Below are 22,687 nucleotides of genomic sequence, written 5' to 3'. Positions count from 1 at the left end.
GTGTACAAGGGGGATTTCGAGACGATGAGCCAACAGGTTCAAAGTTTAAGTCCAGTAGATACGTTAAACTTAGGGAAGCAACTTGGGAGGATTCTCAAGGGTGGAGATATCATTTGCCTAATCGGTGATTTGGGAGCGGGAAAGACCGTCTTAGCGAAAGGAATCGGTGAAGCTTTAGGGATTGAGGAACCGATGACTAGCCCGACCTTTACCTTCATGCAAGAGTATTCCGGATTTGCGCAGGGTGTTCCAATTCGCTTAATTCACATGGATTTGTATCGTTTAAAACATCCAGAAGAAGTCGAAGTGATCGGGGTAGAAGATGCCTTTCAAGAAGATAGCATCTGCTTGATTGAGTGGCCTGAGATTGCTCGTGACTATTTGCCAGAGGACCGTTTGGAAGTCTGGCTTGAAGGCAGCGGTGAGGAACCAAGAAATCTCACCTTTCAGTCGTCTTCTAAGGCTTGGGAGGAACGCTTCAAGGCTTTAGGAGTATTTAGTCGATTAGGTCTATAATTGATGCTTAGCCGGTTCTGGAGCTTCCTAGGAGGAATATATGAAATATCTCACGATTGATACGACAACGAAAGTAACGGCCTTGGCCTTGGCTGAAGACGGAAACCTTGTAGCTGAGGGCTTTTTACATACGACAAAGACGCATTCGGAGAGAATTATCCCAATGCTTGACCAAGTATTAGTTGCAGCAGCTTGGAAACTGAAGGACTTAGATTTCATTGGAGTCGTTCGCGGCCCGGGTTCCTTTACTGGGATTCGAATTGGAATCGCCACTGCTCAGGGAATGGCACAGGTTTTGGAGCTGCCACTGATTGGGGTACTCTCTCTTGATGCCTTGGCTTGGGCAGGATATGGGCGTTCTGCAGAGATTGTTCCGATACTCGATGCGCGGAAAAATGAATGGTATACAGCCCAGTACCGTTGGTCTGAAACCGAACAAAAGCCGCTTCGGGTTAAGGAACCCTTCGCTGGTGAACCTGTACGATGGCTCAATGAATTGGCGGGACTTAAACAACCAGTCTTATTTGTTGGGGATGCAGTCCCTCGCTATGCAGATATGATTAGAGACCATTTAGGAGAGAAGGCGGTTCTTCTCCCAGACTATTTGGCGCTCCCAAGGGGTGCCTATACTGCTCAAAGTGTATGGTGGGAATGGCAGAAAACTCAACAAGGTGGCCTCGTCGAGCCCTACTATATCCGAGCTTCTGAAGCAGAAGTGAATTGGGCTAAAAAAGAGGAGGCGAAGAGGGAGAGATGAGAGTTCGCCCCATGCAAGAGTGTGACCTGGAAAGGATTATAGAGATTGAGCACGCTTCCTTCTCTTCCCCTTGGTCTCCCCATGCCTTTATAAGTGAGCTTAAGGATAATGAATATGCACGCTATTTCTGTCTCGAACTTGATGAAGAGATTATAGGCTATATGGGATTGTGGTTCATCTTAGAAGAAGGGCATATCACAAATGTGGCGATCGCTCCAGCCTATCGGGGTAAGCGTAGGGGAGAAGTTCTCATGCGATCGGTTATCCAGACGATGGCAAAGGAAGGCATGGAACGTATGACTCTCGAAGTAAGGGCCTCAAATATGCCTGCTCAGAGGCTTTACGGACGATTAGGTTTCGTAACAGCGGGTGTACGCAAGGGTTACTATTCTGATAATCGGGAAGACGCCCTGATTATGTGGTTAGACCTTGAAGAGAATCAATATTGCCCAAAGGGAGGTTGAACAGTGGCAAATTTAGATGTTACCCTATTAGGAATTGAGACAAGCTGTGATGAAACCTCGGCAGCCGTACTTCGAAACGGCCGTGAGCTTCTTAGCCATGTCATATCTTCGCAAATCAAGACACATCAAAAGTACGGAGGCGTCGTCCCAGAAATTGCCTCGCGTGAACATATTCTTCACTTACGGAGCGTGGTGGAGCAGGCTCTAAAGGAAGCAGGTATAGGTTTTTCTGAACTCTCTGGGATTGCCGTGACCTATGGACCAGGTTTAGTGGGATCTCTTTTGGTTGGGGTAGCAGGGGCTAAAGCAATGGCTTATGCGGCTGGGATTCCCTTGATCGGAGTGAATCACCTAGAGGGGCATATCTATGCCAATTTTCTACATACACCTGATTTAGAGTTTCCACTTCTCGCCTTGCTAGTCTCTGGGGGACATTCTCATCTGGTCTATTTCGAAGGACATGGACAGTATAAGGTACTGGGGCAGACTCGAGATGATGCAGCGGGTGAAGCTCTGGATAAGGTTGCTAGGACTTTGGGCTTAGGGTATCCCGGGGGTCCACAAATTCAGAGAGTGGCCTTAGAAGGAAATCCGCATGCTTTTGAATTCCCCAGAGCCATGCTTGAACCTGGAAGCTTGGATTTTAGCTTCAGTGGGATGAAGTCAGCAGTTCTGAATACGTTGAATTCAGCGCGAATGAAGGGAGAGAGCTTAAGCACTCCTGATTTGGCAGCATCCTTTCAGGAGGCTGTTGTCGATGTGCTTGTTCGAAAAGCACTCTTAGCCCTGGAAAAGACGAAAGCGAAGACACTCGTTCTTGCTGGTGGGGTTGCAGCGAACACCTTATTAAGAGAACGCTTAACACGAGAAACTAGCCATCGAGGAATACGTTTCAACTATCCGCCTCCGATTCTTTGTACCGATAATGGAGCCATGATAGCTACAGCGGGTTACTATCGCTATTTGGCGGAAGATTTTGCTCCTTGGGATTTGAATGCTATACCAGGGTTGAATCTTGTCTAGAAGTGAAGCTTGGAGAGAGATAAAGGGACTGAAAGTGCTGTAGTGCATAAGAAAATTCCCCAAAAAGAATGGATGTCTCAAACGGGACATCCATTCTTTTTGGGGTGTGTTATTGTAGAGGTGAAATAATTTCATTAAATATTTTTAATTAGAAGTTGATTAGTTCTGGGGACATTGTAAAACTGTAGCTTTGATACGTCTCTTTTCTTTTAGATTAAGCGGAATTAAGTGGGTTTGATCCCGACATTAAGCATTATTATTTACGACTCTTGTTTCTGGAAAACAGTGAATAAGATTTGAGTTTTAATAAATACATGAGACTATGTACTAAATAAGACATAGTTTCTTACAGAGATTCAGTTAAAATAAATATAATACAGTAAATTCTGTATTAATTGAGCCTCATCTCCGCGACCCATTGAAAAAGCCGACTCAGGGTCTCGCGTCAATCCTAATGATGGAGGACACCCTTGGGCGAATAAAACGGTTTTGACAATGGAGTGCAGCATAGTTTTAACTGGATGACATAATGTAATTAACACAAAGAAGTAGCATGCATAGTAAAGGAGGTTACCAAATGTTTGATGACTACAACGGTAATTCCCCTTGGATTAAAGGAAGTCAAGAAAAGTTTGAAAGTATATTTAAACTTCATAACATTGGCAAAGTGAAATCCTATAGATCATCTGAAACAATTTATATGCAAGATGACTCCGGTGATACTTTTTACTATGTAAAAGCAGGCCGTGTGAAGGTATTTATACTTCAAGAAGACGGAACTGAAAAAATTCTCTCCATTCATGAACAAGGTGGTTTTTTTGGAGAGACTACTGCAATCGATCAACTTCCTAGACCATGTTGTGCTTGCGCAATGATTAATTCAGAGATCATTGCTTTAACACAAGAGGAATTAGTTAAGCTAAGTCAATTGGATAAGGATTTATATTTAGCATTATTGCAGTCCTTAACAAGAAAAATACGCATGCTCTCTTTTCAAATCCAAGATATGTCTTTCTTGGAAGCAGAGCAAAGAATTATCCACATACTTTTAAAACTTGCAGCAGACTTTGGAACATCAACAGCAGATGGCCTTAAATTATCGGTTAGTTTTTCTGATCAGGAGCTGGCTGGTTTAGTAGGGGTTTGCAGGGTAACCGTAACAAAAACTCTTAATGCATTAAAAAAACAAGGACTTATCGATAAGCAATATCGAAATATTACAATAAAAAATCAAATGGGATTGTTGAAATGTCTCTATACCAATGAAAAGAATAATATGAAACATGAGAACTTAAAACTAGTTGATTAATTTATATGATCTAGAGTTATCAATTAATAAAACTGCATTTTATGCAGTTTTTTCATTGATCAAAAATTGAAAGTTTCGGGTAATTCGAGACAAATAAGGACCGAGGCGTAGCCTCGGTTTTATTTAACATTATTCCTTTTGAAAAATTTAAAAAAAATTTATGATTAAAATGTTGCGCAGACTACATCTATTTTTATTGACTTGTGTGAGAATTTAAATAAGGTCAAAAATTATAATAAAGGAGATGGATGATATAGCGGAAGTGTTCTGAGCAAAGTTATTACTTATAATTTTAGTGAGGTGGGAAGTTTGAAAGTAGCAATTATTGGCGCCGGAGCCATGGGAAGCCTCTTTGGTGGATCATTGGCTAGTGTAGTGGATGAAGTAGTTCTTTACAGTACCAACAAAGCCTATGTGGAAGCGGTTAATAAAAACGGTCTCATAATGACCCAAGGCGATAAGAGAAAAGCTGTCGAAGCTCGGGCAACCAGCGATCCAGCAGAAATCGGTGAATCTGACGTAGCCATCGTCTATGTCAAATATACCGGAACCCGAAAAGCCATCCAGGATGCCCTGATGAGTTGCATCACAAAAAATACTATGGTTGTGACTCTGCAGAATGGGATTGGCAACGTAGAAATTATTAAGGAATATGTTCCTGAAGACCAGATCGTCTATGGCCTGAGTACCTTAACCAGCGATGTCAAAGCCCCTGGACATATAGAAATGACAACCTTAAGCAAAGTGGGGACTTCTATGTGGCCTTTAAATGGAGTTGTTACTCCGAAACTGGAGACATTAGTCGACTTGATGAATCAAGCAAACTTAAATGCAGATATTGCATCTGATGTAAACGAGCGTATTTGGCGTAAGCTCATGGTCAATGCCTGCGAAAATACCCTCTGCGCTATTCTGAAAGTCAATGTAACAGATCTGATGATCAATACACCTGAATCCTATGAGATAGGCAAACAGGTGGTCTATGAAGTATCCGATGTAGCTCGTGCCAAAGGGATGAGCATCAGCAGAGAAGAAGCTCTGAAACACGTAATGAACGTCACTTATGCAGTACCCGGACATGTGCCATCCATGGTCTTTGATGTTTTAAAGAAGAAGAAAACCGAGATCGGTTGCATCAACGAAGCGATTGTTAATGAAGGGAAGAAACTTGGCGTTCCTACCCCTATGGTTGAAACCATCGCACTTTTGATTCGTGCCATTGAAGCTAATTATGATCGAGAAATTATCCATCATTAATAAATTTATTTAGAAAAAGAATGGAGGAAGAATTAGTGAGTAGAATCAATGTTAGTAAAGTCATTGATGAAGCAAAATTAAATGGTTTTTTCATAGGTGTATTCGTGTTGCTACTACTTGCTTTAATATTTGATGGCTATGATATGGGGATTTATGGGGTAGCGCTTCCTAGTATTATGAAAGACTTGAACATCAATCCAACCCAAACAGGTCTTTTAGCCAGTGCAGGAATGTACGGTATGATGTGTGGTGCTTTACTATTTGGAATGCTGTCCGATATCATCGGTCGGAAAAAAGTAATTATTATAGGGATATTTATTTATTCTGTATTTAATGGCGTAGTTGCCCTCATCGACAGTTATGCCGTTTTTACAGTCGTTCGTTTCATAGCCGGGTTGGGAATGGGTGCCATTACACCGGTTGTTATCAGTCTCTTATCTGAGTACACTCCTAGAGCCAATCGAACCTTGATGCTTACTTTGGTAATGATTGGAATCCCCCTCGGTCAGTTACTATCAGCACTTGCAGGTGTAGCATTTTTGGAGCCCATGGGATGGAGATCTTTGTTCGTGTTTACTATGATCGCCTTAGTTGTTGTTGCCTTTGTTGTAAAACATGTTCCTGAATCAATGAAATTTTATGTTCCCAGAGGGGCAAATAAAACCATCAAAGGGATATTAGGCAAAGCAAATCCTGAATTTGTTCAATCAGATGAAGATGTCTACGAATTAAGCGTTACCAATAATCAAAAGGCCTCTATCGCAAGTTTATTTAAAGCTGGATATGCTAAAAATACAATTTTCGTTTGGATTACCTTTTTCTGTAATTTGTATCTCTTCTTTGGAATATCCGTATGGCTTCCCAAGTTGATGACCATGTTGGGATATCCTTTGAAATCAAGCGTTGTTTTCTTAGCGGTATTCTTGGCGGGCGGAGTTCTTACTACTCCTGTTGTAGGTTGGCTTGGAGATAAATACGGCTACAAGAAGGTTATGCCGTTTCTTTATTTACTGTCTGCTGTTACCATCAGTCTTCTAAGCTTTAAACTGAATATGGGACTATTTTATGCCGTGCTATTCTTTGCCGGGTGTGCAGTAACCCTGATTCAAAGTATGACTTTAGCAGCCGCTCCGGACTTTTATCCTATCGCTTTCCGTGGAACAGCCATGGGATGGGGTTCAGCAGTTTCCCGTTTAGGAAGCGCCGTTGCGCCTACGGTTGTAGGAGTGCTGCTAAGTGCAAAAATTCCTGTGAATATCGTTTTCCTAACGTTCATCATTCCTGCAGTGGTTGGTTGTATCGCGATCTTAATGACCAAGGTCGATTCAAATCTTGTAAATGCAGACTAAATGCTTGGATGATTAGGAAAACAAATATATAAGTAGCGGTATTCTTATTACTGACTTGTCTTTTTAGGCAGGTCAGTATCTTTTTAGGAGTATTTACTATAGAAAAGATACCTTTATTCCGAAAATTATATTGTTATTCTGAATACGGGTGAAATAAGGGTACGATTAAACCTGCTTTATTGAACGAGTAGAGTTTCATAATTAGTACAAAAGGAGAGTTTCGATGTTAATCAAACGTAAACTACCATTATTCATTTCAGTTCTCGTTACCGTAGCGCTTATAATTACGGGTGTATCAGTGTATGTCTCGTCTTCTAAAGTATTGACTGCTCAAAGCAATAAGGAGTTGAATACAAATGCTTTACTGGCAGGAAGAGATATCGAAAATTTAATCAAAGAAGAACAAGTAATTACCAGTAATCTAGCACAGAATCATGCTTTTGTTAGATTCCTCGAAGACCCGAATAATCAAGAGGCTTTGAATGAGGTCAATACTTTCTTGACAAACTCTTTTAAAGGAATGACAAATCATCTAGATTTACATATCACTAACAGCAAAGGAGTAGTTGCTGCGGGTAGCAACCCCGGTGATGTTGGGATAGATATTTCAACAAGAGAATTTATTAAACTCGCTTTGCAAGGACAACCTGCTATTAGCCAAGTCATACAGTCCAAGAATGGTGCACAACAAAATGTAGTTAACCTTGTATATCCAATTAAAGACGATTCGGGCAAAGCTATCGGAGTTTTATGCAATGTTGTTACAGCAAATTTCTTCAGCGAAGCTTTGGCGACTGTTAAACCTGGGCAAGCGGGTTATGCTTACCTCCTGGATGATACTGGGAAAATATTAGCCCATCCTGATAAAGAACTCATTAATAAGAAAGTTCCTATTTCTGAAGTTCAAGCTATCGTTGATAAAGGTGAAAAACCGACCCAATTAAATGTAAAAGAACTTCAATATAATGATAATGGAGAAGCTCATACTATGAGTTATTCTATTATCCCCGGTACGAATTGGTTGTTAGTCGTTACAGTCAGTAAAGCAGATATTAATACCCCTATCCATGGTATGATGATGAACATCCTGATTATCCTCATCCTTGTTATAATGGTTGCTATTCTTCTTGGAATAGGTATCTCCAGAAGCTTTACAAAACCCATAGAAGCGATCAGTCAATCGATGGGACAAGTCGCTGAAGGAAACTTTAGTATAAAGATGAACATTTCATCGAAGGATGAGTTCGGGACTCTTTCGACAAGCTTTAATGAAATGGTAGATAAAGTAAGATATCTACTGGTTAACATGAATGAAGCGATTTCACACATAAATACCTACACTAATAATTTAGATGAAACGGCAAGAACGACAGCCGTCTCCGTTGAACAAACATCCATTACCACTCAACAAATTGCCAAGGCGATTGAATCTCAAGCATCAGGGACAGAATCTGCTTCCATGAAGATTTCTGATCTAGGTGACAAAATCGAGCAAATTAATGAGCAGTCCGAGCTCATGAAACAAAATTCGGGTGAAATTAACGAGATTGTGAATCGAGATAAGGTCGTTGTGGCAAAGCTCTTAGCAATTACGGAACAGAATGGACAGGAAGTCGAGAAGATTTCTGCGGTAACAAAGGAACTTGAAAAAAGTTCAAGCAAGATTGGAGATATTACGAGAGTTATCAGTGGGATAGCTGAGCAAACGAACTTACTAGCCCTCAACGCATCCATTGAGGCCGCCCGTGCAGGGGATGCAGGACGAGGATTTGCCGTTGTAGCGGAGGAAATTCGCAAGCTTGCTGAACAATCCACGGATTCGGTTAAAATGATTGATTCGATCATTCAAGAAGTTCAGAACGGGACGATTGAAAATGCGACTTCCGTGAAAGCAATTCAATCGATTTCAAATGAGCAAATGAAGTATGTCACCGAAACGCAATCGGCTTTTGAGGGAATTTTTAGTGGAATTAAGGAGATTTCCGATAAGATTCTCTCTATTGCCAGTGCTTTGGATAATATGAACCGAAGTAAAGATGATGTCATTGCTTATATGCAAAATATATCGGCTTCGAGTGAAGAGGTCTCCGCTTCGGTTGAGGAAGTAACGGCTACATCAGAAGAACAAACTGCAATGGTTGAACAATTAGCGGATTTGGTTAAATCGATTAACGATTTATCTAATGAACTGGTTGCAAAGAGTTCTGTCTTTAAATTTTAATCTAAAGTTATGTAGAACAAAATAAGAAGGTTAAGGTTTTACAAGAACCTTAACCTTCGTTTAAATTTTCAGGCTTATTGTATCTTTTGGAACATAACGATCGTTGTAATTTGCCTATAATTAGATTATAGCAAACGTACTCGACGTTCCGTCAAGAAGAAAAATACGTTTTGCAAGTTAGGTAATAGTCATTACAAAATACTAAAGCCCAAGAAAGAAGGAGGAAGAGCTATGACCGAAGTATTTCATGAAAGATTGAAATCACCAATTCCAACCAAAGAATTGGAAAGACGCTCGCGTGAACTGAAAATCGCTATGAAACGAGAAAACATTGATGCCATCTTAGCACAGAATATTACTCAATATATGGGTGGTTGTAACCGTTGGCTTACCGACACAACCGCAGAAAATCAATATCCCCAATCATCGTTCATACCACTTGAAGGTGAGATTGGATATATCGCCTGTAGCGGACCTCCGCTTGACCTCTATCCACCTTCTCATTTGTTAAGAACCGGAAAACCTTGGGCTGCGGCTCCCTACTTCTCAGTATTCAATTTTACTTGGGATTGGGAAGGCAAAATGTTTGTCAAATGGGCCAAGGAAAGCAATGCCAAGAAAATCGGCATCGCCGGTATGGAAATTATGATGTGGAATTACTTCGATTACATCAAAAAGAATCTTCCAGAAGTAGAGTTCGTGGATGCATCTTCCCTGTTTGATGAAATTCGTGCTATTAAAAGCGAAGATGAAATCAAAGTCCTGGAGAAGTCTGCATCCGTCCAAGACAAGGTTATGGGTTATATTCCTGCCATCGCTCAACCCGGTGTGCGTGAATATGAAATCAGATCAAAAATCATGCAACTGGTAACTGATCTTGGTGGAGAAGAAATGGTAGTCATCATGGGAAGTGCACCTAGAGGTGAAAAATTCGATCTGATGCCCAGCTTCTTCCAAAACAGAGAACTCCAGTTGGGTGATGAACTATATGTCAGACTAGAATGCAGCGGACCAGGCGGAATGTTCACCACAGTAGGAAGAATGTTCTCCATTGGCTGTGAACCTTCTGACTCTTTGAAAAAGAGCTGGGAAGAAGCCATTGCTGCCCAAGACAAATTGGCAGGAATGCTTCAGGTTGGCATGGATCCACAAATTGTCTTCGCACAGTACAATGAATATCTGGCAAACAAAGGCTATGTTCAGGAAAAAGGTTTGTTTGCATATGGCCAAGGCTATGATTATATAGAAAGACCAAGCATTCAACCGGGTGAAACCATGAAGCTGGCCAATGAAATGTGTATGGCAGTTAATACCAACTTAGTATCTGCAGAAAGAACCGTGTATTGTGCTGACAGCTATCTTCTCAAAGCCGACGGTCCACAGAAAATGCACAAAACACCATTAACCATATTCCGCACTTAAGAGATAAGAAAGGAGTGAACACAATGAGTGTAGCAGAAAGAATCAGAAGACCCATTTCTGATAGAGAACTAACAAGGAGATGGGATGCAACCAAGGATTTACTCAAAAAACATGACCTGGATTGTGCCTTTACCCAAGGTAATAATATGCACTTAGGAGGATACGTTCGTTGGTTTACAGACGTACCTGCTGAATATAATTTGCATATGACAGTGCTTTTCCCGCAAGATGATGAAATGACCCTGGTCAGAACCACGGGTTCAAGAATCCCTCAATGGGCTTTAAGAGGAGTCAAAGAGGTACTTTATGCACCCTTCTGCCCTACCTTAAACTATACTGCTGATTCAGAAGCTGGATTGGTTATTGACTATCTCCGCAAGAGAAATCCTAAGAGAGTAGGATGGATTGGTAAAGCCTCGATTAATGCAGGCCTGATGGAAAAAGTCCTGGCAGCATTTCCTCAGGTAGAATTTGTGGACATCACTGATGAATTTGACATGATTAAGGCCTTGAAAAGCGACGAGGAAATGGAATGTGTCCGTGCAACAGCCCGAGTTCATGATGCAGTATGGGCAGCATTACCAGCTATTATCAAACCTGGAATGTATGAATACCAGATCAGAGCAGAAGTCATGCAGCTCTTAATGAATCTGGGAAGTGAAGAACACCTACTCTTCATGGGCACAGCGGAACCACGGAAAGCCTGCGGTATGTCCACCTTCCAATACGCTAACAGGAGAGTTAAAGAAGGGGACTACGGTCAATTGTTGATTGAAGTGTCTGGTCCTGGTGGATACTATTGTGAATCAGCCAGAAACTTTAGCTTTGGCGAACCTTTCAAAGAACTCCAGGATGCTTGGGATGTAGCAGTTGAAGCTCAGCAATTGACTGCAGATATGTTAACACCCGGCAGACCGGCAAAAGAAGTCGTCGCCAAATACAATAAATTCGTAGCAGAAAAAGGCTATTGCCAGGAAGGGCGGCTGTATGGGCACTCCCAGGGCTATGATCTGATCGAACGCCCTGCTTTCATGGCAAAACACGAATTTGGGGAAGAAACCATGGAAGTCAGAGCAGGAATGAACATTTCCCTCCATCCATATTTCATTGATGATGTACAAACGGTTTATATCAATGATAATTACTACGTGACTGAAAAAGGAGCACAGAAAATCCATAAAACTGCTCCGAAGATTATTATCCTTTAATAAAAGTAAAATTAAGAGTCCCTCAGTGATGAGGGACTCTTAATTGTTAGACTAAGGTGGAATAACATTGAGTGATAAAAGAAAATCCTTCCTAATCGTAGGTATGCTAATTTGTGCCTGCACGGGATTCGGGTATGCCTGGAGTGTATTTCAGATCCCTTTAATTAAAAAATTTGGTTGGTCAACTGCCGATGTTTCACTTACCTTCACATTCAACATCATGGCTACGGCTCTTGTACCAGGACTTGTAGGAAAACTGCTTGACTATATTAAGACCCGTCAAGTTATTTTGATTGGCGGTTTAATCTTTGGTTTAAGTGTCATTGGTTCAGGCTATGTTCAGACCTTGGGTCAGCTTTATTTGACAGGTGGGATTGGAACGGGTTTAGGTATCGGGATCTTGTATCCGACGATTACTGCTCACTGCGTTAAGATCTTCCCTGAAAGCCGGGGGTTGGCTGCGGGCTTATTAGCTGCAAGTTATGGATCTGGAGCCATCATTTGGGCACCTACAGCAGTTCGTATCACAGAGAAATACGGAGTCTTGACTGCCTATAAAGTATTGGGTATCATTTTTCTAATCGTTATCTGTTTTCTTTCAAGGTTAATAACGGATTTCCCCCAGCATAACACTAGAAAAGAAAAAGATACTATAGATACAATCCCATTAACTAGCCAAGCTGAAGATAAGACATGGAAAGAAATGCTTAAGAGCCCTAAGTATTATGTTATTGCCGGGATATTTGCGATTGGATCAACCTCTGGATTGATGATTATGGGACATGCATCCCCTATCGTTCAGGAAAACTTGAAGGTATCAGCGAGTACAGCAGCCATTGTGGTGGGATTGATAGCTATAGCAAATACGAGCGGTAGATTATTCTGGGGATGGTTATCTGATCGAATTGGACGGTATGCTACGATAGGCATTCTTTTCGCCATTGTAGCCTTCTCCATGGTAATTTTGGCCCTTGTTAGCCAATTCTATTTGTTTGTGACCATGATAGTAGCAATAGGCTTATGTTACGGAGGATTTGCAGCTTTGATGGCTCCATTAACAGCAGATACATTTGGGATGAAATATCTTAGTGAGAATTATGGGTTTATGTATTTTGCTTATGGCATTGGGGGCCTTCTTGGCCCACGCATGGCTGCAATAGCTAGAGATCTAAATAACGGTGCATACACTTGGGCCTTTCTAATTGCGGCCTTGCTCAGCCTCATAGGCATAGTGCTCACCCTATTATCATCCCGAAAGAAAAATTCAATATCTAGCTAAACCAACGACCTGAGAAGCGTTGCAGTTGAACCTAAAGAGGGCGGTACATAAGTACCGCCTTAAATTTGTTGTAAACCATTTGATTTAACTGCGAACCCTCATCCCATGTTCTCGAATTTCCTCAAGTCCTTTTTTATCGATAATTGTAAGATACCCACGGCCTCTAACAATAAGTCCCATTTTGGCAAATTCACTTAAGAATTCGGTGACTTTTGGTCGGGTCGTCCCTAGAAAGCGAGCCATTTCATCATGAGTAATAATAAGTCGATCACTGTGTTCTTGGTGGGTATAGACACCATACCCTTCCACAGCCAGAAGCATCCGTGCCAAACGCTGGGGTATGGTTGTCACTACCCCCTCTAATTGCATCAAAGCACTTCTCATTTTCTTTGCCATAATATGCAGAATTAAATCCATTAAGGGTGGATTAGAAAATAATACTTCACGCGCTTTGTCTTGTGAAATGATAGAAACCGTGACATCGGTAACAGCTACGGCACTACATATGCTCGCCCCATCGTCAACTACAGACGTTTCTGCAGTGATACTTGGTGCTTTAAGAATATTTAATTGCTTCTCCGTTCCATCTAGCATGAAGATGCAATTCTTTAACTTTCCTTTTTTTAAGCAGATTAACCCAGTATTCGGTTCCTCCTGAAAATAGATAATTTCTCCAGCTCTATATTCTTGAATTGTTCCTAATGAAAACAACATTTCCCAAGTTTCATCATCTAAGTTATAATTTGCCATAATACTACCTCCAGTTAAAGGCCATTTTACCTAACATTGTTAGAAAAAATGACAAGCTTCACTATTATTCTAGCATGCAATGAAAAGCTTTTAAATAAAAATAGAGAGAAAGCTAACTTGAATTCTCTATTTTTGACAGTTTTTCGCGAATCATGGCAGGGGGGATTATATGTTCTGTGGATATTCTTAAACTGTGGATAATGTGGATAAGTCTGTGAGTAACTGGTATAAGCGGATTTCTCCTTTTGGACGTTTTGAGGATAAATAGGATAAAGTTACCCACAGGTGCTGTGGATAATGTGGATAAGTTATGAGAAAGCCTAAAATAAAAGAGATTTCCTTGGGGATAACTAGCACTCGCAGATTTTAGCTTTTCTTTTGTACATATTTAAGGATAAAATGAAGCTTGGATTCAAATTGCAACATGTTATATGACTTTATTTATTAAAAGCGTAATTAATACCAATTAAGAATGAGGGAACAAAAGATGTTGATTTTATTTACTTGCTTACTTGCTGGAGTTGCTGTGGGATGGTGGAAGCTTTTACCGAAGAGCGTCCTTAATCAAGCTGGACGTGGAATGATGCTAGGGGTAATGTTCCTCTTATTGACGATGGGTTTACGAATTGGAGTAGATAGAGATACACTTTCCCAATTAGGAGCATATGGCTTACAAGCTTTAGGTTTTGCGATCTTCGCTATTTTGGGGAGTATAGGTACAGTCATTTTATTGGAAAAACTTCTTGTAAAAACCCCTCTTTTGCCTCAAAATCAAGATTCCTTCGAGATTGACACTCATGAAAATGATCAAAATAATGCCCATCCATATCGGATGACAGCGATCATTATAGGGGCTTTTGCGGTGGGAACCTTTATAGGGATTACTCTATTTCCAAAAGAGGGGATAGAATACTTGCCGACCCTTACAGATAGTGCCCTCGATTTTACACTAGCGATGGTAGGGATTGATCTAGGATTAAATCGTGACGTATGGAAACATATGTTTAAGATGGGCTGGCAGGTGTTTTTAGCTCCTATTGGGGTAGCTCTGGGAAGTGTTCTCGCGGCAATGCTTGTCGGCGTATTTTTCGGGTGGTCCCCCCGCGAAGGTGGGGCAGTGGGGGCTGGCTTTGGGTGGTATAGCTTATCAAGTGTTCTTATTTCTGATATGCATTCAGTCTCTTTAGGAACCATAGCGTTTTTGAGTAATGTATTTAGAGAGGTTCTTTCTATCTTAATTGCTCCTTTTTTGGCAAAGAGAGTTGGGGCTTTGGCTTTAGTTGCTCCTGGTGGAGCGACCACCATGGATTCAACCCTTCCAATTATGGTAGCAGTAGGGCCTAAAGGAATTGGAATCATTGCATTTATTAGTGGATTATCATTAACAACCCTTGTCCCAATTTTAGTTCCGCTCTTCTTAGGAAAATTATAGTAAGAAAATTTTGAGTTTGTTTCCACTTTAGAAGGAAATCTTTAAGTGCTGCCGAATTTTTAATTTATATGACTGAATTTTCTAAATCACAGAAATAATGGAACGTTCGTAACATTGATGTGGAGTCAGGTTAAGGAGGCGAGGATATGTCTGTCGAGAAGCGATCTCTTCGCGAGGAGGTATTGACTCTTCGGGCAGCTCTATCAGAGGAACAGCGTGCAATCCGAAGCCAGGAGATTCAGACTATCGTTTCTCACATCAAAGAATTTCAAGAGGCTCAAACGGTCATGCTCTTCCTGAACTTTCGTGATGAAGTGGAGACAACTGGCTTGGCACAACACGTACTTGAACTGGGAAAAAGATTAGTTTTACCTCGATGTGCTCCGAAGGGGATACTTATTCCAGCCTTAATTCGAGATATGAAAATGGATATTGAACCAGGGACTTGGGGAATAAGAGAACCGAAGAAAGAAAGCCTGGTGCAGGTTAATCCCTTAGACGTGGATTGTATTTTTGTCCCGGGTGCAGCCTTTGATAAGCAAGGGAATCGCTTAGGATATGGGGGAGGTTACTATGATCGTTTTTTCGAGCGATTAAAGGATTCCACTCCAAAAATCGCACTAGCCTTTAGCTGCCAAATTGTCGAAAGGATTCCGGTAGAGGCTTTTGATAAAAAGGTGGATATGCTGATCACAGAAAAGGGAATAACACGCTTTCAACAGGGATAGATCTAAATTTTAAGTGTTTTGAATAGTTATAGGTTGGACAGGTTTAGCAAAAATAGTTAGAAAAATCAAACTATAAGGGAGGAAAAGGATTTGGGTGAGGGGTGTAGGGAACTCGTTGACCCCAAAGAGGAGAAGCTTGATCAAATTATCGCTCAGTATAAAAATGAGCAAGGGGCGCTTATTCCAGTTCTACAAGGGGCTCAAGAGATTTATGGGTATCTACCTGAACATGTCATAAAACATGTGAGTAAGGCTTTGCGGATTCCTTCGGCAAAGGTCTATGGAGTGGTCACGTTCTATGCCCAGTTTAGACTTATGCCGATGGGACGCAATGTCGTTAGTGTTTGTCTTGGCACAGCCTGTCATGTCCGGGGTGGAGCAAAGGTCCTGGATACTATTGAAGCGCAATTAAAAATTAAGGATGGAGAGACCTCCGAAGACGGCCGTTACACCTTGGAAATCGTGAATTGCATCGGAGCCTGCGGTTTGGCTCCTGTGATGTCCATCAATGGGGAAGTACATGGACGACTGAACGCAGACCAAGTCCCAGGGATCCTGGCGAAGTATGAGTAGGGGGTTTAGGGATGAAGAATGAATCAAAAAAGCAGGTCTTAGTCTGCGCAGGGACAGGGTGTGCTTCCTCAGGAGCAAATCAAATCCTCGATTTACTGAATAAGGAGATTGAGAGACAAGGCCTTAATGATGTGGTAATGACGGTCCCTACGGGGTGTCATGGTTTCTGTGAGCAAGGACCTACGTTAATCATTGAACCGGAAAAGACACTCTATAGATGGGTGAAGCCAGAAGATGTCCAGGAAATCGTGGAGAGAGAGTTTGGTAAGGGAGAGCGTGTCGAACGGCTCCTTTATGTAGATCCTCTGACAGGACAACCAGCGACCACGTTTGCCGATACAAACTTTTTTGCAAAGCAAAATCGAATTGTCCTTAAGAATTGTGGTTTCATTGATCCGACTCGAATCGAAGATTATGTGGCAAACGAAGGGTACCAAGGATTAAAGCGTGCCCTGGAATTGACTCCAGAAGAAGTCATCGAGGAAGTGAAGAGTTCAGGACTTCGTGGACGAGGCGGAGCGGGGTTCCCGACGGGCCTTAAATGGAGCTTCTGTAAAGCGACTCCCTCTGATAAAAAGTATATTATCTGTAACGCAGATGAAGGGGATCCTGGTGCCTTTATGGATCGTGGTGTTCTCGAGGGAGACCCACATTCTGTCATCGAAGGAATGCTCATTGGAGCGTATGCGATTGGAGCAGATGAGGGATATGTGTACTGTCGTGCGGAGTATCCTTTGGCCATCAAACATTTAGAAATCGCAATTCGCCAAGCTGAAGAGGCAGGATTTCTCGGAGATAACATTATGAATTCGGGCTTCAATTTCCATTTGAAGATCCGGGCAGGGGCGGGAGCGTTTGTCTGCGGCGAAGAGACAGCTCTCATAGCCTCGATTGAGGGGAAGCGTGGTATGCCTAGGGTGCGTCCACCATTCCCTGCTCAGAGCGGATTGTGGGGGAAACCGACCAATAATAATAACGTCGAGACTTGGTCCAACATTCCTCATATCTTGAGGATGGGTGCAGATTGCTACGCACAGAATGGTACGGAAAAAAGCAAAGGGACAAAGATTTTCGCTTTAACCGGAAAAGTAAATAATACCGGACTAGTGGAAGTACCGATGGGGATGACGCTTCGAGACATCATTTTTGATATTGGTGGCGGAATTCAAGGCGGGAAGAAGTTTAAGTCGGTTCAGATAGGAGGCCCCTCGGGTGCATGTTTGCCTGAGGAAATGCTTGATCTACCCGTGGACTTTGATACTCTGACTCGAGCTGGTGCAATGGTCGGTTCAGGGGGTTTAGTGGTCATGGATGAGACCACGTGTATGGTAGATATTGCTCGCTTCTTCCTTAATTTTTCTCAAAGCGAATCCTGTGGGAAATGTACCCCCTGCCGTGAGGGGAACAAACGGATGTGGGAGATACTTGACCGAATCACTCGAGGAGAGGGTCAATTAGAGGACATAGAAAAGCTTGAGACTTTAGCGGATACAATTAAAGAGACCTCTTTATGTGGATTGGGGCAGAATGCTCCAAATCCAGTACTGGCAACCCTTAAGTATTTCCGGGAAGAGTTTGAGGCGCATATCCGAGATAAGAGATGTAAGGCTGGGGTATGTTCTGAGCTCTTAACGTATCGAATTGACGCAGAGCTTTGTAAGAAGTGCGGATTATGTTCGAAGAATTGTCCGGTGAAGTGTATCACTGGTGATAAGAACACCCCGTATGTGATTGATGAAGAAGCGTGTATTCGCTGTGGAACCTGTATGGAAGTATGTAAATTTGGTGCTGTTATCCGAGCATAGAGAGAGGAGTGAACGTAGTGGAGTGGCTGAATCTTACAATTGACGGAAAAGGGGTTAGTGTGCCAAAAGGAAGCACCGTTCTGGAAGCTTGCCGGATGCACGACATTCCGGTTCCAACCTTATGTCAGGATCCGGAACTAACTAATGCTGGGGCCTGTCGACTCTGTGTCGTCGAGATTGAAGGTATGCGCAACCTTCCACCTTCCTGCGTGACCCAGGTGACGCAGGGAATGGTCGTCCAAACGCAGACGGGCAAAGTGCGTAATGCGCGGAAAACCATTCTTGAGCTTTTGGTAGCGAATCATCCACTGGACTGTATGACCTGTCAGAAGATGGGAGATTGTTCGCTTGCCCAGTATGCCTATGAATATGGAGTATCTGGAGAAAAGTACAAAGGTATAAAACGAGAGCTTCCTCTCGATGAGAGTAATCCATTTATTCTCAGAGACCCGAATAAATGTGTTCTATGTGGCAAATGCGTGAGAGCTTGTGAGGAGATTCAGGGACGAAGTGTTCTTGATTTCTTTAAACGCGGTTTTGATTCTCAAGTTGGGCCCGCTTTTGGAGTTCCTTATAGCGAATCTGAGTGTGTCTTCTGTGGATCGTGTGTGTCGGTATGCCCAGTCGGAGCTTTGATGGAAAAGCAGATGATTGGCAAAGGACGTCCTTGGGAAGTGGAGAAAGTCCAAACGACCTGTCCCTTCTGCGGAACAGGCTGCAACTTTGATCTCAATGTCAAGAACGGAAAAGTCATTGGGGTGACCTCAAATCCAGGGGCTCCTGTTAACGGGAAGGCGCTCTGTGTGAAGGGTCGCTTTGGAATGGATATGATTCATAATCCAAACCGACTGACGACTCCACTGATTAAGAAGGATGGAGAGTTTGTTCCTGCAAGCTGGAAGGAGGCTCTCGATTTAATTGCTTTGAGGTTCGGAGAGATTAAAGCACAGTATGGAGGGGATTCCATCGGTGCTCTAAGCTCGGCTCGTTGTACCAATGAAGAGAATTATCTGATGCAAAAGTTCATGCGCGCGGTGATCGGCACCAATAATGTCGATCACTGCGCCAGGACCTGACACGCTCCCACTGTGGCCGGTCTGGCCACCTCATTTGGTTCAGGAGCGATGACGAATTCCATCAATGAAATTCCTAATGCTCAAGTCATGTTTGTTATTGGTTCGAATACTACAGAAGCCCACCCGATTATTGGGACAAAAATGAAACAAGCCCTCGCCCGAGGCGCTAAGCTCATCGTCGTAGATCCTCGTCGAATCGAACTCGCGGAGGATGCCCACATCTGGATGAGACTCCAGCCAGGTACAGATATAGCCCTGATTAATGGGATTATGAATATTATCCTGGAAAAGGGTTGGGAGGACCGTACTTTCCTTGAGGAACGGACCGAAGGCTTTGAACAATTAAAGGAAAACTTAAAGAAGTTCCCACCGGAAGTGGTGAGTAAGATCACTGGAGTCCCCATCGAGCAGATGGTGGAAGCCGCTCGCTTGTATGCGAGTGCAGAACGTGCTCAGATTTTTTACACCTTAGGGATTACGGAGCATACCTGCGGGACAGATAATGTCATGTCACTCGCTAACTTAGCTATGCTCACCGGGAATATCGGTAAGGAAAGCTCCGGTGTGAATCCTTTACGGGGTCAGAATAATGTTCAAGGGGCCTGCGATATGGGGGCACTACCTAATGTTTACACAGGATATCAAAGTGTCTCAAGTCCAACGGTTCGTGCCAAATTTGAAGAAGCTTGGGGCATCCCACTCAATCCTAAACCAGGCTTTATGATTCCGGATATGTTTGATGCAGCGGTTGGAAAAGAATTACGGGCGATGTATATCATGGGAGAAGATCCTGTGCTTACAGATGCTGATGCGAACCATGTTCGCAAGGGCTTAAATGCTTTGGATTTCTTGGTGGTCCAGAATATCTTTATGTCCGAAACGGCTGAACTCGCAGATGTCATCTTACCCGGAGCAAGCTTCGCGGAGAAGGATGGTACCTTCACGAATACTGAACGTCGGGTTCAGAGAGTAAATCAGGCGATTAAGCCCATTGGAGATGCCAAGACAGATTGGGAGATTATTTGCCAGATTGCCACACGTATGGGGTATCCTTTTCTCTATGAGTCACCAGCAGAAGTCATGGAAGAGATTGCTGCGCTCACCCCACAGTTCACGGGAATTTCCTACCAGCGTCTGGGAAAAAAAGGGTTGCAGTGGCCGGTGCCTCATGCAGAGCATCCTGGAACGAAGTTCTTACATGAAGGGAAGTTCTCCCGAGGTAAAGGGCTATTCATGCCCATCGATTACCAATTGCCCGATGAACTCCCTGACGAAGAATATCCTTTCTTACTCAGCACAGGACGCAAACTTTCTCACTATAACATCTCGACTCGTTTCTCAGATTCACTCGAAGAGTACTCACCGGAGGAATATGCGGAGTTGAATCCGAAGGACGCGGAACGATTGGGAGTGTTAGACGGGAAGAAGATCAAAGTGGCCTCCCGTCGGGGTGAACTAGAGACAAAGGTGCGGGTAACCGATCGTGTTCCCCCGGGAATGCTCTTCATGACCCTTCACTACAAGGAGTCGCCCACCAATGTATTAACGAATGGTGCATATGATAAGGTAACTAAGACCTACGAGTATAAGGTCTGCGGTGTGCGGGTAGAACGCTTAGCTTAAAGTCAATGAGGGTATCCCTGAAGGAAAGTCTTTCGGGGATACCCTTTAGGTTTTTTAATGCTTTTTTTGGAAATGTATGGCTTAAGGAGTGTTGTTTCCTTAAACTTATTTCCACTGCTAGACCCTTCATAGAGCAGATGCTTATAAAATGTGTTAAAAGGTTTAAAACTTTTGTGGGAGGAAATACTTTATCCTCGTAGAAATCATAACGTGTAATGAATTTGCGAATTCGATAATCTATAATTAATGACAGGCAGTGCGGCGTGGCGAATAAACTTTACGCATGATATTTTTAAAAACGATAAAGATTAAATAAAAGATCAGGAGTATGGGAGGCAGGAAGACATAATAATGCATAGCACACACGAAAATAAGATTTTGCCGATGACTGGAATTGTTTTAGCCGGAGGAAAAAGTTCTCGTATGGGAACGAATAAAGCCTTTTTGGAGTGGCAGGGACAGCCTTTGATCGAAAGGAGTTTACAGGTTTTACGCCCGATTTTCTCGGAGATAATCATTAGCACGAATAATCCAGAATTGTATAGTCGATATGGGGTTAAGACGGTTCAAGATATTTTTGTTGATCAGGGTCCTTTAGGGGGACTTCATGCCTGTCTGAGAGAGGCACAGTATGATTATTCGTTCTTTGTGGCTTGTGACATGCCCTTCTTAGATCCAGAGGTCATTCGCTTTCTAGCAGGATTAACTGGGAAAGAATCAGTTATCGTTCCCGAGGTCGATGGGGGACTGCACCCCCTTCACGCGTTTTATCATAAAAATTGTTTGTCTATATTACAAAAAAGGCTCGAGGCCAAGCGCCTCAAGCTTACAGAAATCTTTCAGGAATGTACCGTGCGTTATATCAGAGAGGAAGAGCTTCAGGGGTTCTCACACATTAGACGAAGCTTCAGTAATATTAATACTCCCCAAGAATGGTTGGAACTTCAACCTTAGGAAGGTTAATTCGTTCGGGACAGGTGTAGACATTGAGATGGTCCCCGCGGGCAAATCCGATGACAGTAATACATAGTCTACGGGCAAGCTTGAGGGCCATGTCAGTGGGTGCTGATCGGGCAATGAGAATCGGAATATTCATCTTGGATACTTTGAGGAGGATTTCAGAGGAAACTCTCCCACTAAAAAAGAGGACATGGTCACGTAAATCGAAACCGGACTTTAAGGCACTTCCCGATAACTTATCAAAGACGTTATGGCGACCTATATCATAACTCGTAAAGAGAACTTTTTCTTGGAAAGCGATACCTCCACTATGAATCCCACCTGTTGATTTAAAGAGGGGGAGGTGGTTCTGGAGATATTCAGCATAATTGTAAACTTCCTGAAGGGAGATTACAGTATTTGAGGTTTGGATTTTAGTGAGATCAGTGTCATTGCTAAAAGTAAATGAACTGCGACTTTTGCCACAGCAAGCAGAGAAAAGGCGCTTATTCATTAAATTAGGAGAGCCTAAAGGGGAAGAGCTATAAACCCATATGGACTGAAGTGAGGAATCATAACGAAGAGAGAGAACATCCTGATAGGAACGGATGAAGCCTTCCATGTATAAGAAACCAAGAGCAAGCTCTTCAAGCTGAGAGGGAGAACAAAGGATGGTGCCGATCTCCTCATCATTGAAAAATAGGGTGAGAGGAGATTCTTCCACGACGTATTCAACAGAAAACTCGGTGGTATTTCCTTGCGCTTTTATAACGGGAAATAATTCTGCTTCTTCAGTCATCTTCTCAAGTTCCTCCGAGTTTTTCTTTAATGATAGCATGAGCTATCAAAAGTTTAAAGTGAATTTTATATGAATGTTCATTGAAGTCAGATTTTTTAAGAAAAAAAGATATTTTGTCTCTATAAAACTCTTTTCACAAGAGCAGAAACGTAGTATC

19 protein-coding genes are annotated in these 22,687 nt (G+C 42.5%); 17 read left to right on the top strand and 2 right to left on the bottom strand.

Going from position 1 to position 22,687, the window contains the following annotated elements:
- Positions 1-24: 24 nt before the first annotated feature.
- From tsaE to ACZ42W_RS17405, 11 genes are all read left to right on the top strand, one after another.
- Positions 25-516 (top strand): tRNA (adenosine(37)-N6)-threonylcarbamoyltransferase complex ATPase subunit type 1 TsaE, encoded by a 492-nt coding sequence (gene tsaE, locus ACZ42W_RS17455; protein WP_464166538.1) that lies wholly within the window; start codon positions 25-27, stop codon positions 514-516.
- 40 nt (positions 517-556) lie between these two features.
- Positions 557-1,273: a tRNA (adenosine(37)-N6)-threonylcarbamoyltransferase complex dimerization subunit type 1 TsaB gene (gene tsaB / locus ACZ42W_RS17450; protein WP_464166537.1), complete on the top strand. Its 717-nt coding sequence runs from the start codon at positions 557-559 to the stop codon at positions 1,271-1,273.
- On the top strand, positions 1,270-1,737 hold the full coding sequence (gene rimI, locus ACZ42W_RS17445; RefSeq protein ID WP_464166536.1) for a ribosomal protein S18-alanine N-acetyltransferase: 468 nt from the start codon (positions 1,270-1,272) through the stop codon (positions 1,735-1,737). The genes tsaB and rimI overlap by 4 nt, the downstream gene beginning before the upstream one ends.
- Before the next feature lie 3 nt (positions 1,738-1,740).
- A complete protein-coding gene (gene tsaD / locus ACZ42W_RS17440) occupies positions 1,741-2,760 on the top strand; it encodes a tRNA (adenosine(37)-N6)-threonylcarbamoyltransferase complex transferase subunit TsaD (protein WP_464166535.1) in 1,020 nt (339 codons plus the stop codon).
- A gap of 577 nt (positions 2,761-3,337) precedes the next feature.
- Positions 3,338-4,069, top strand: coding sequence for a Crp/Fnr family transcriptional regulator (locus ACZ42W_RS17435; RefSeq protein WP_464166534.1), 732 nt, complete (start codon positions 3,338-3,340; stop codon positions 4,067-4,069).
- A gap of 300 nt (positions 4,070-4,369) precedes the next feature.
- Complete coding sequence (locus tag ACZ42W_RS17430; protein WP_464166533.1) at positions 4,370-5,326, top strand: ketopantoate reductase family protein; 957 nt, start codon at positions 4,370-4,372, stop codon at positions 5,324-5,326.
- Positions 5,327-5,361: 35 nt separating this feature from the next.
- Positions 5,362-6,675: an MFS transporter gene (locus ACZ42W_RS17425; protein ID WP_464166532.1), complete on the top strand. Its 1,314-nt coding sequence runs from the start codon at positions 5,362-5,364 to the stop codon at positions 6,673-6,675.
- Positions 6,676-6,898: 223 nt separating this feature from the next.
- Entirely contained in the window at positions 6,899-8,896 is a 1,998-nt protein-coding gene (locus tag ACZ42W_RS17420; protein WP_464166531.1) for a methyl-accepting chemotaxis protein, read from the top strand.
- 231 nt (positions 8,897-9,127) lie between these two features.
- The gene (locus ACZ42W_RS17415; RefSeq protein WP_464166530.1) at positions 9,128-10,318 is read left to right on the top strand and encodes a M24 family metallopeptidase; all 1,191 of its coding nucleotides are present in this window, start codon (positions 9,128-9,130) and stop codon (positions 10,316-10,318) included.
- Positions 10,319-10,341: 23 nt separating this feature from the next.
- On the top strand, positions 10,342-11,526 hold the full coding sequence (locus ACZ42W_RS17410; RefSeq protein WP_464166529.1) for a M24 family metallopeptidase: 1,185 nt from the start codon (positions 10,342-10,344) through the stop codon (positions 11,524-11,526).
- A gap of 67 nt (positions 11,527-11,593) precedes the next feature.
- Positions 11,594-12,805, top strand: a complete 1,212-nt coding sequence (locus ACZ42W_RS17405) for an L-lactate MFS transporter (protein ID WP_464166528.1) — start codon at positions 11,594-11,596, stop codon at positions 12,803-12,805.
- 84 nt (positions 12,806-12,889) lie between these two features.
- On the opposite strand, the gene ACZ42W_RS17400 is transcribed toward ACZ42W_RS17405, so the two are convergent.
- The gene (locus tag ACZ42W_RS17400) at positions 12,890-13,555 is read right to left on the bottom strand and encodes a Crp/Fnr family transcriptional regulator (RefSeq protein WP_464166527.1); all 666 of its coding nucleotides are present in this window, start codon (positions 13,553-13,555) and stop codon (positions 12,890-12,892) included.
- A 487-nt stretch (positions 13,556-14,042) separates the two neighbouring features.
- Here ACZ42W_RS17400 and ACZ42W_RS17395 point away from each other — a divergent pair, with 487 nt between their 5' ends.
- The 6 genes from ACZ42W_RS17395 to mobA all read left to right on the top strand — a co-directional run bounded on the left by ACZ42W_RS17395 (position 14,043) and on the right by mobA (position 21,746).
- A complete protein-coding gene (locus tag ACZ42W_RS17395) occupies positions 14,043-14,987 on the top strand; it encodes a LysO family transporter (protein ID WP_464166526.1) in 945 nt (314 codons plus the stop codon).
- A gap of 146 nt (positions 14,988-15,133) precedes the next feature.
- On the top strand, positions 15,134-15,715 hold the full coding sequence (locus ACZ42W_RS17390) for a 5-formyltetrahydrofolate cyclo-ligase (protein WP_464166525.1): 582 nt from the start codon (positions 15,134-15,136) through the stop codon (positions 15,713-15,715).
- Between the two features lie 90 nt (positions 15,716-15,805).
- On the top strand, positions 15,806-16,288 hold the full coding sequence (gene nuoE, locus ACZ42W_RS17385) for an NADH-quinone oxidoreductase subunit NuoE (RefSeq protein ID WP_464166524.1): 483 nt from the start codon (positions 15,806-15,808) through the stop codon (positions 16,286-16,288).
- 11 nt (positions 16,289-16,299) lie between these two features.
- On the top strand, positions 16,300-18,093 hold the full coding sequence (nuoF, locus tag ACZ42W_RS17380; RefSeq protein WP_464166523.1) for an NADH-quinone oxidoreductase subunit NuoF: 1,794 nt from the start codon (positions 16,300-16,302) through the stop codon (positions 18,091-18,093).
- A 17-nt stretch (positions 18,094-18,110) separates the two neighbouring features.
- Positions 18,111-20,792 (top strand): formate dehydrogenase subunit alpha, encoded by a 2,682-nt coding sequence (fdhF, locus tag ACZ42W_RS17375; RefSeq protein WP_464166522.1) that lies wholly within the window; start codon positions 18,111-18,113, stop codon positions 20,790-20,792.
- Positions 20,793-21,143: 351 nt separating this feature from the next.
- Complete coding sequence (gene mobA, locus ACZ42W_RS17370) at positions 21,144-21,746, top strand: molybdenum cofactor guanylyltransferase (RefSeq protein WP_464166521.1); 603 nt, start codon at positions 21,144-21,146, stop codon at positions 21,744-21,746.
- On the opposite strand, the gene fdhD is transcribed toward mobA, so the two are convergent.
- Positions 21,709-22,530 carry a formate dehydrogenase accessory sulfurtransferase FdhD gene (gene fdhD, locus ACZ42W_RS17365; RefSeq protein WP_464166520.1) on the bottom strand — a complete coding sequence of 274 codons (822 nt, stop codon included), beginning with the start codon at positions 22,528-22,530 and terminating at the stop codon, positions 21,709-21,711. The genes mobA and fdhD overlap by 38 nt on opposite strands.
- Positions 22,531-22,687: the final 157 nt, after the last annotated feature.

The sequence above is a fragment of the Desulfitobacterium elongatum genome (assembly GCF_055378975.1).
The sequence above is the reverse complement of the archived record's forward strand: the minus strand, read 5'-3'. Positions and strand labels throughout refer to the sequence as shown.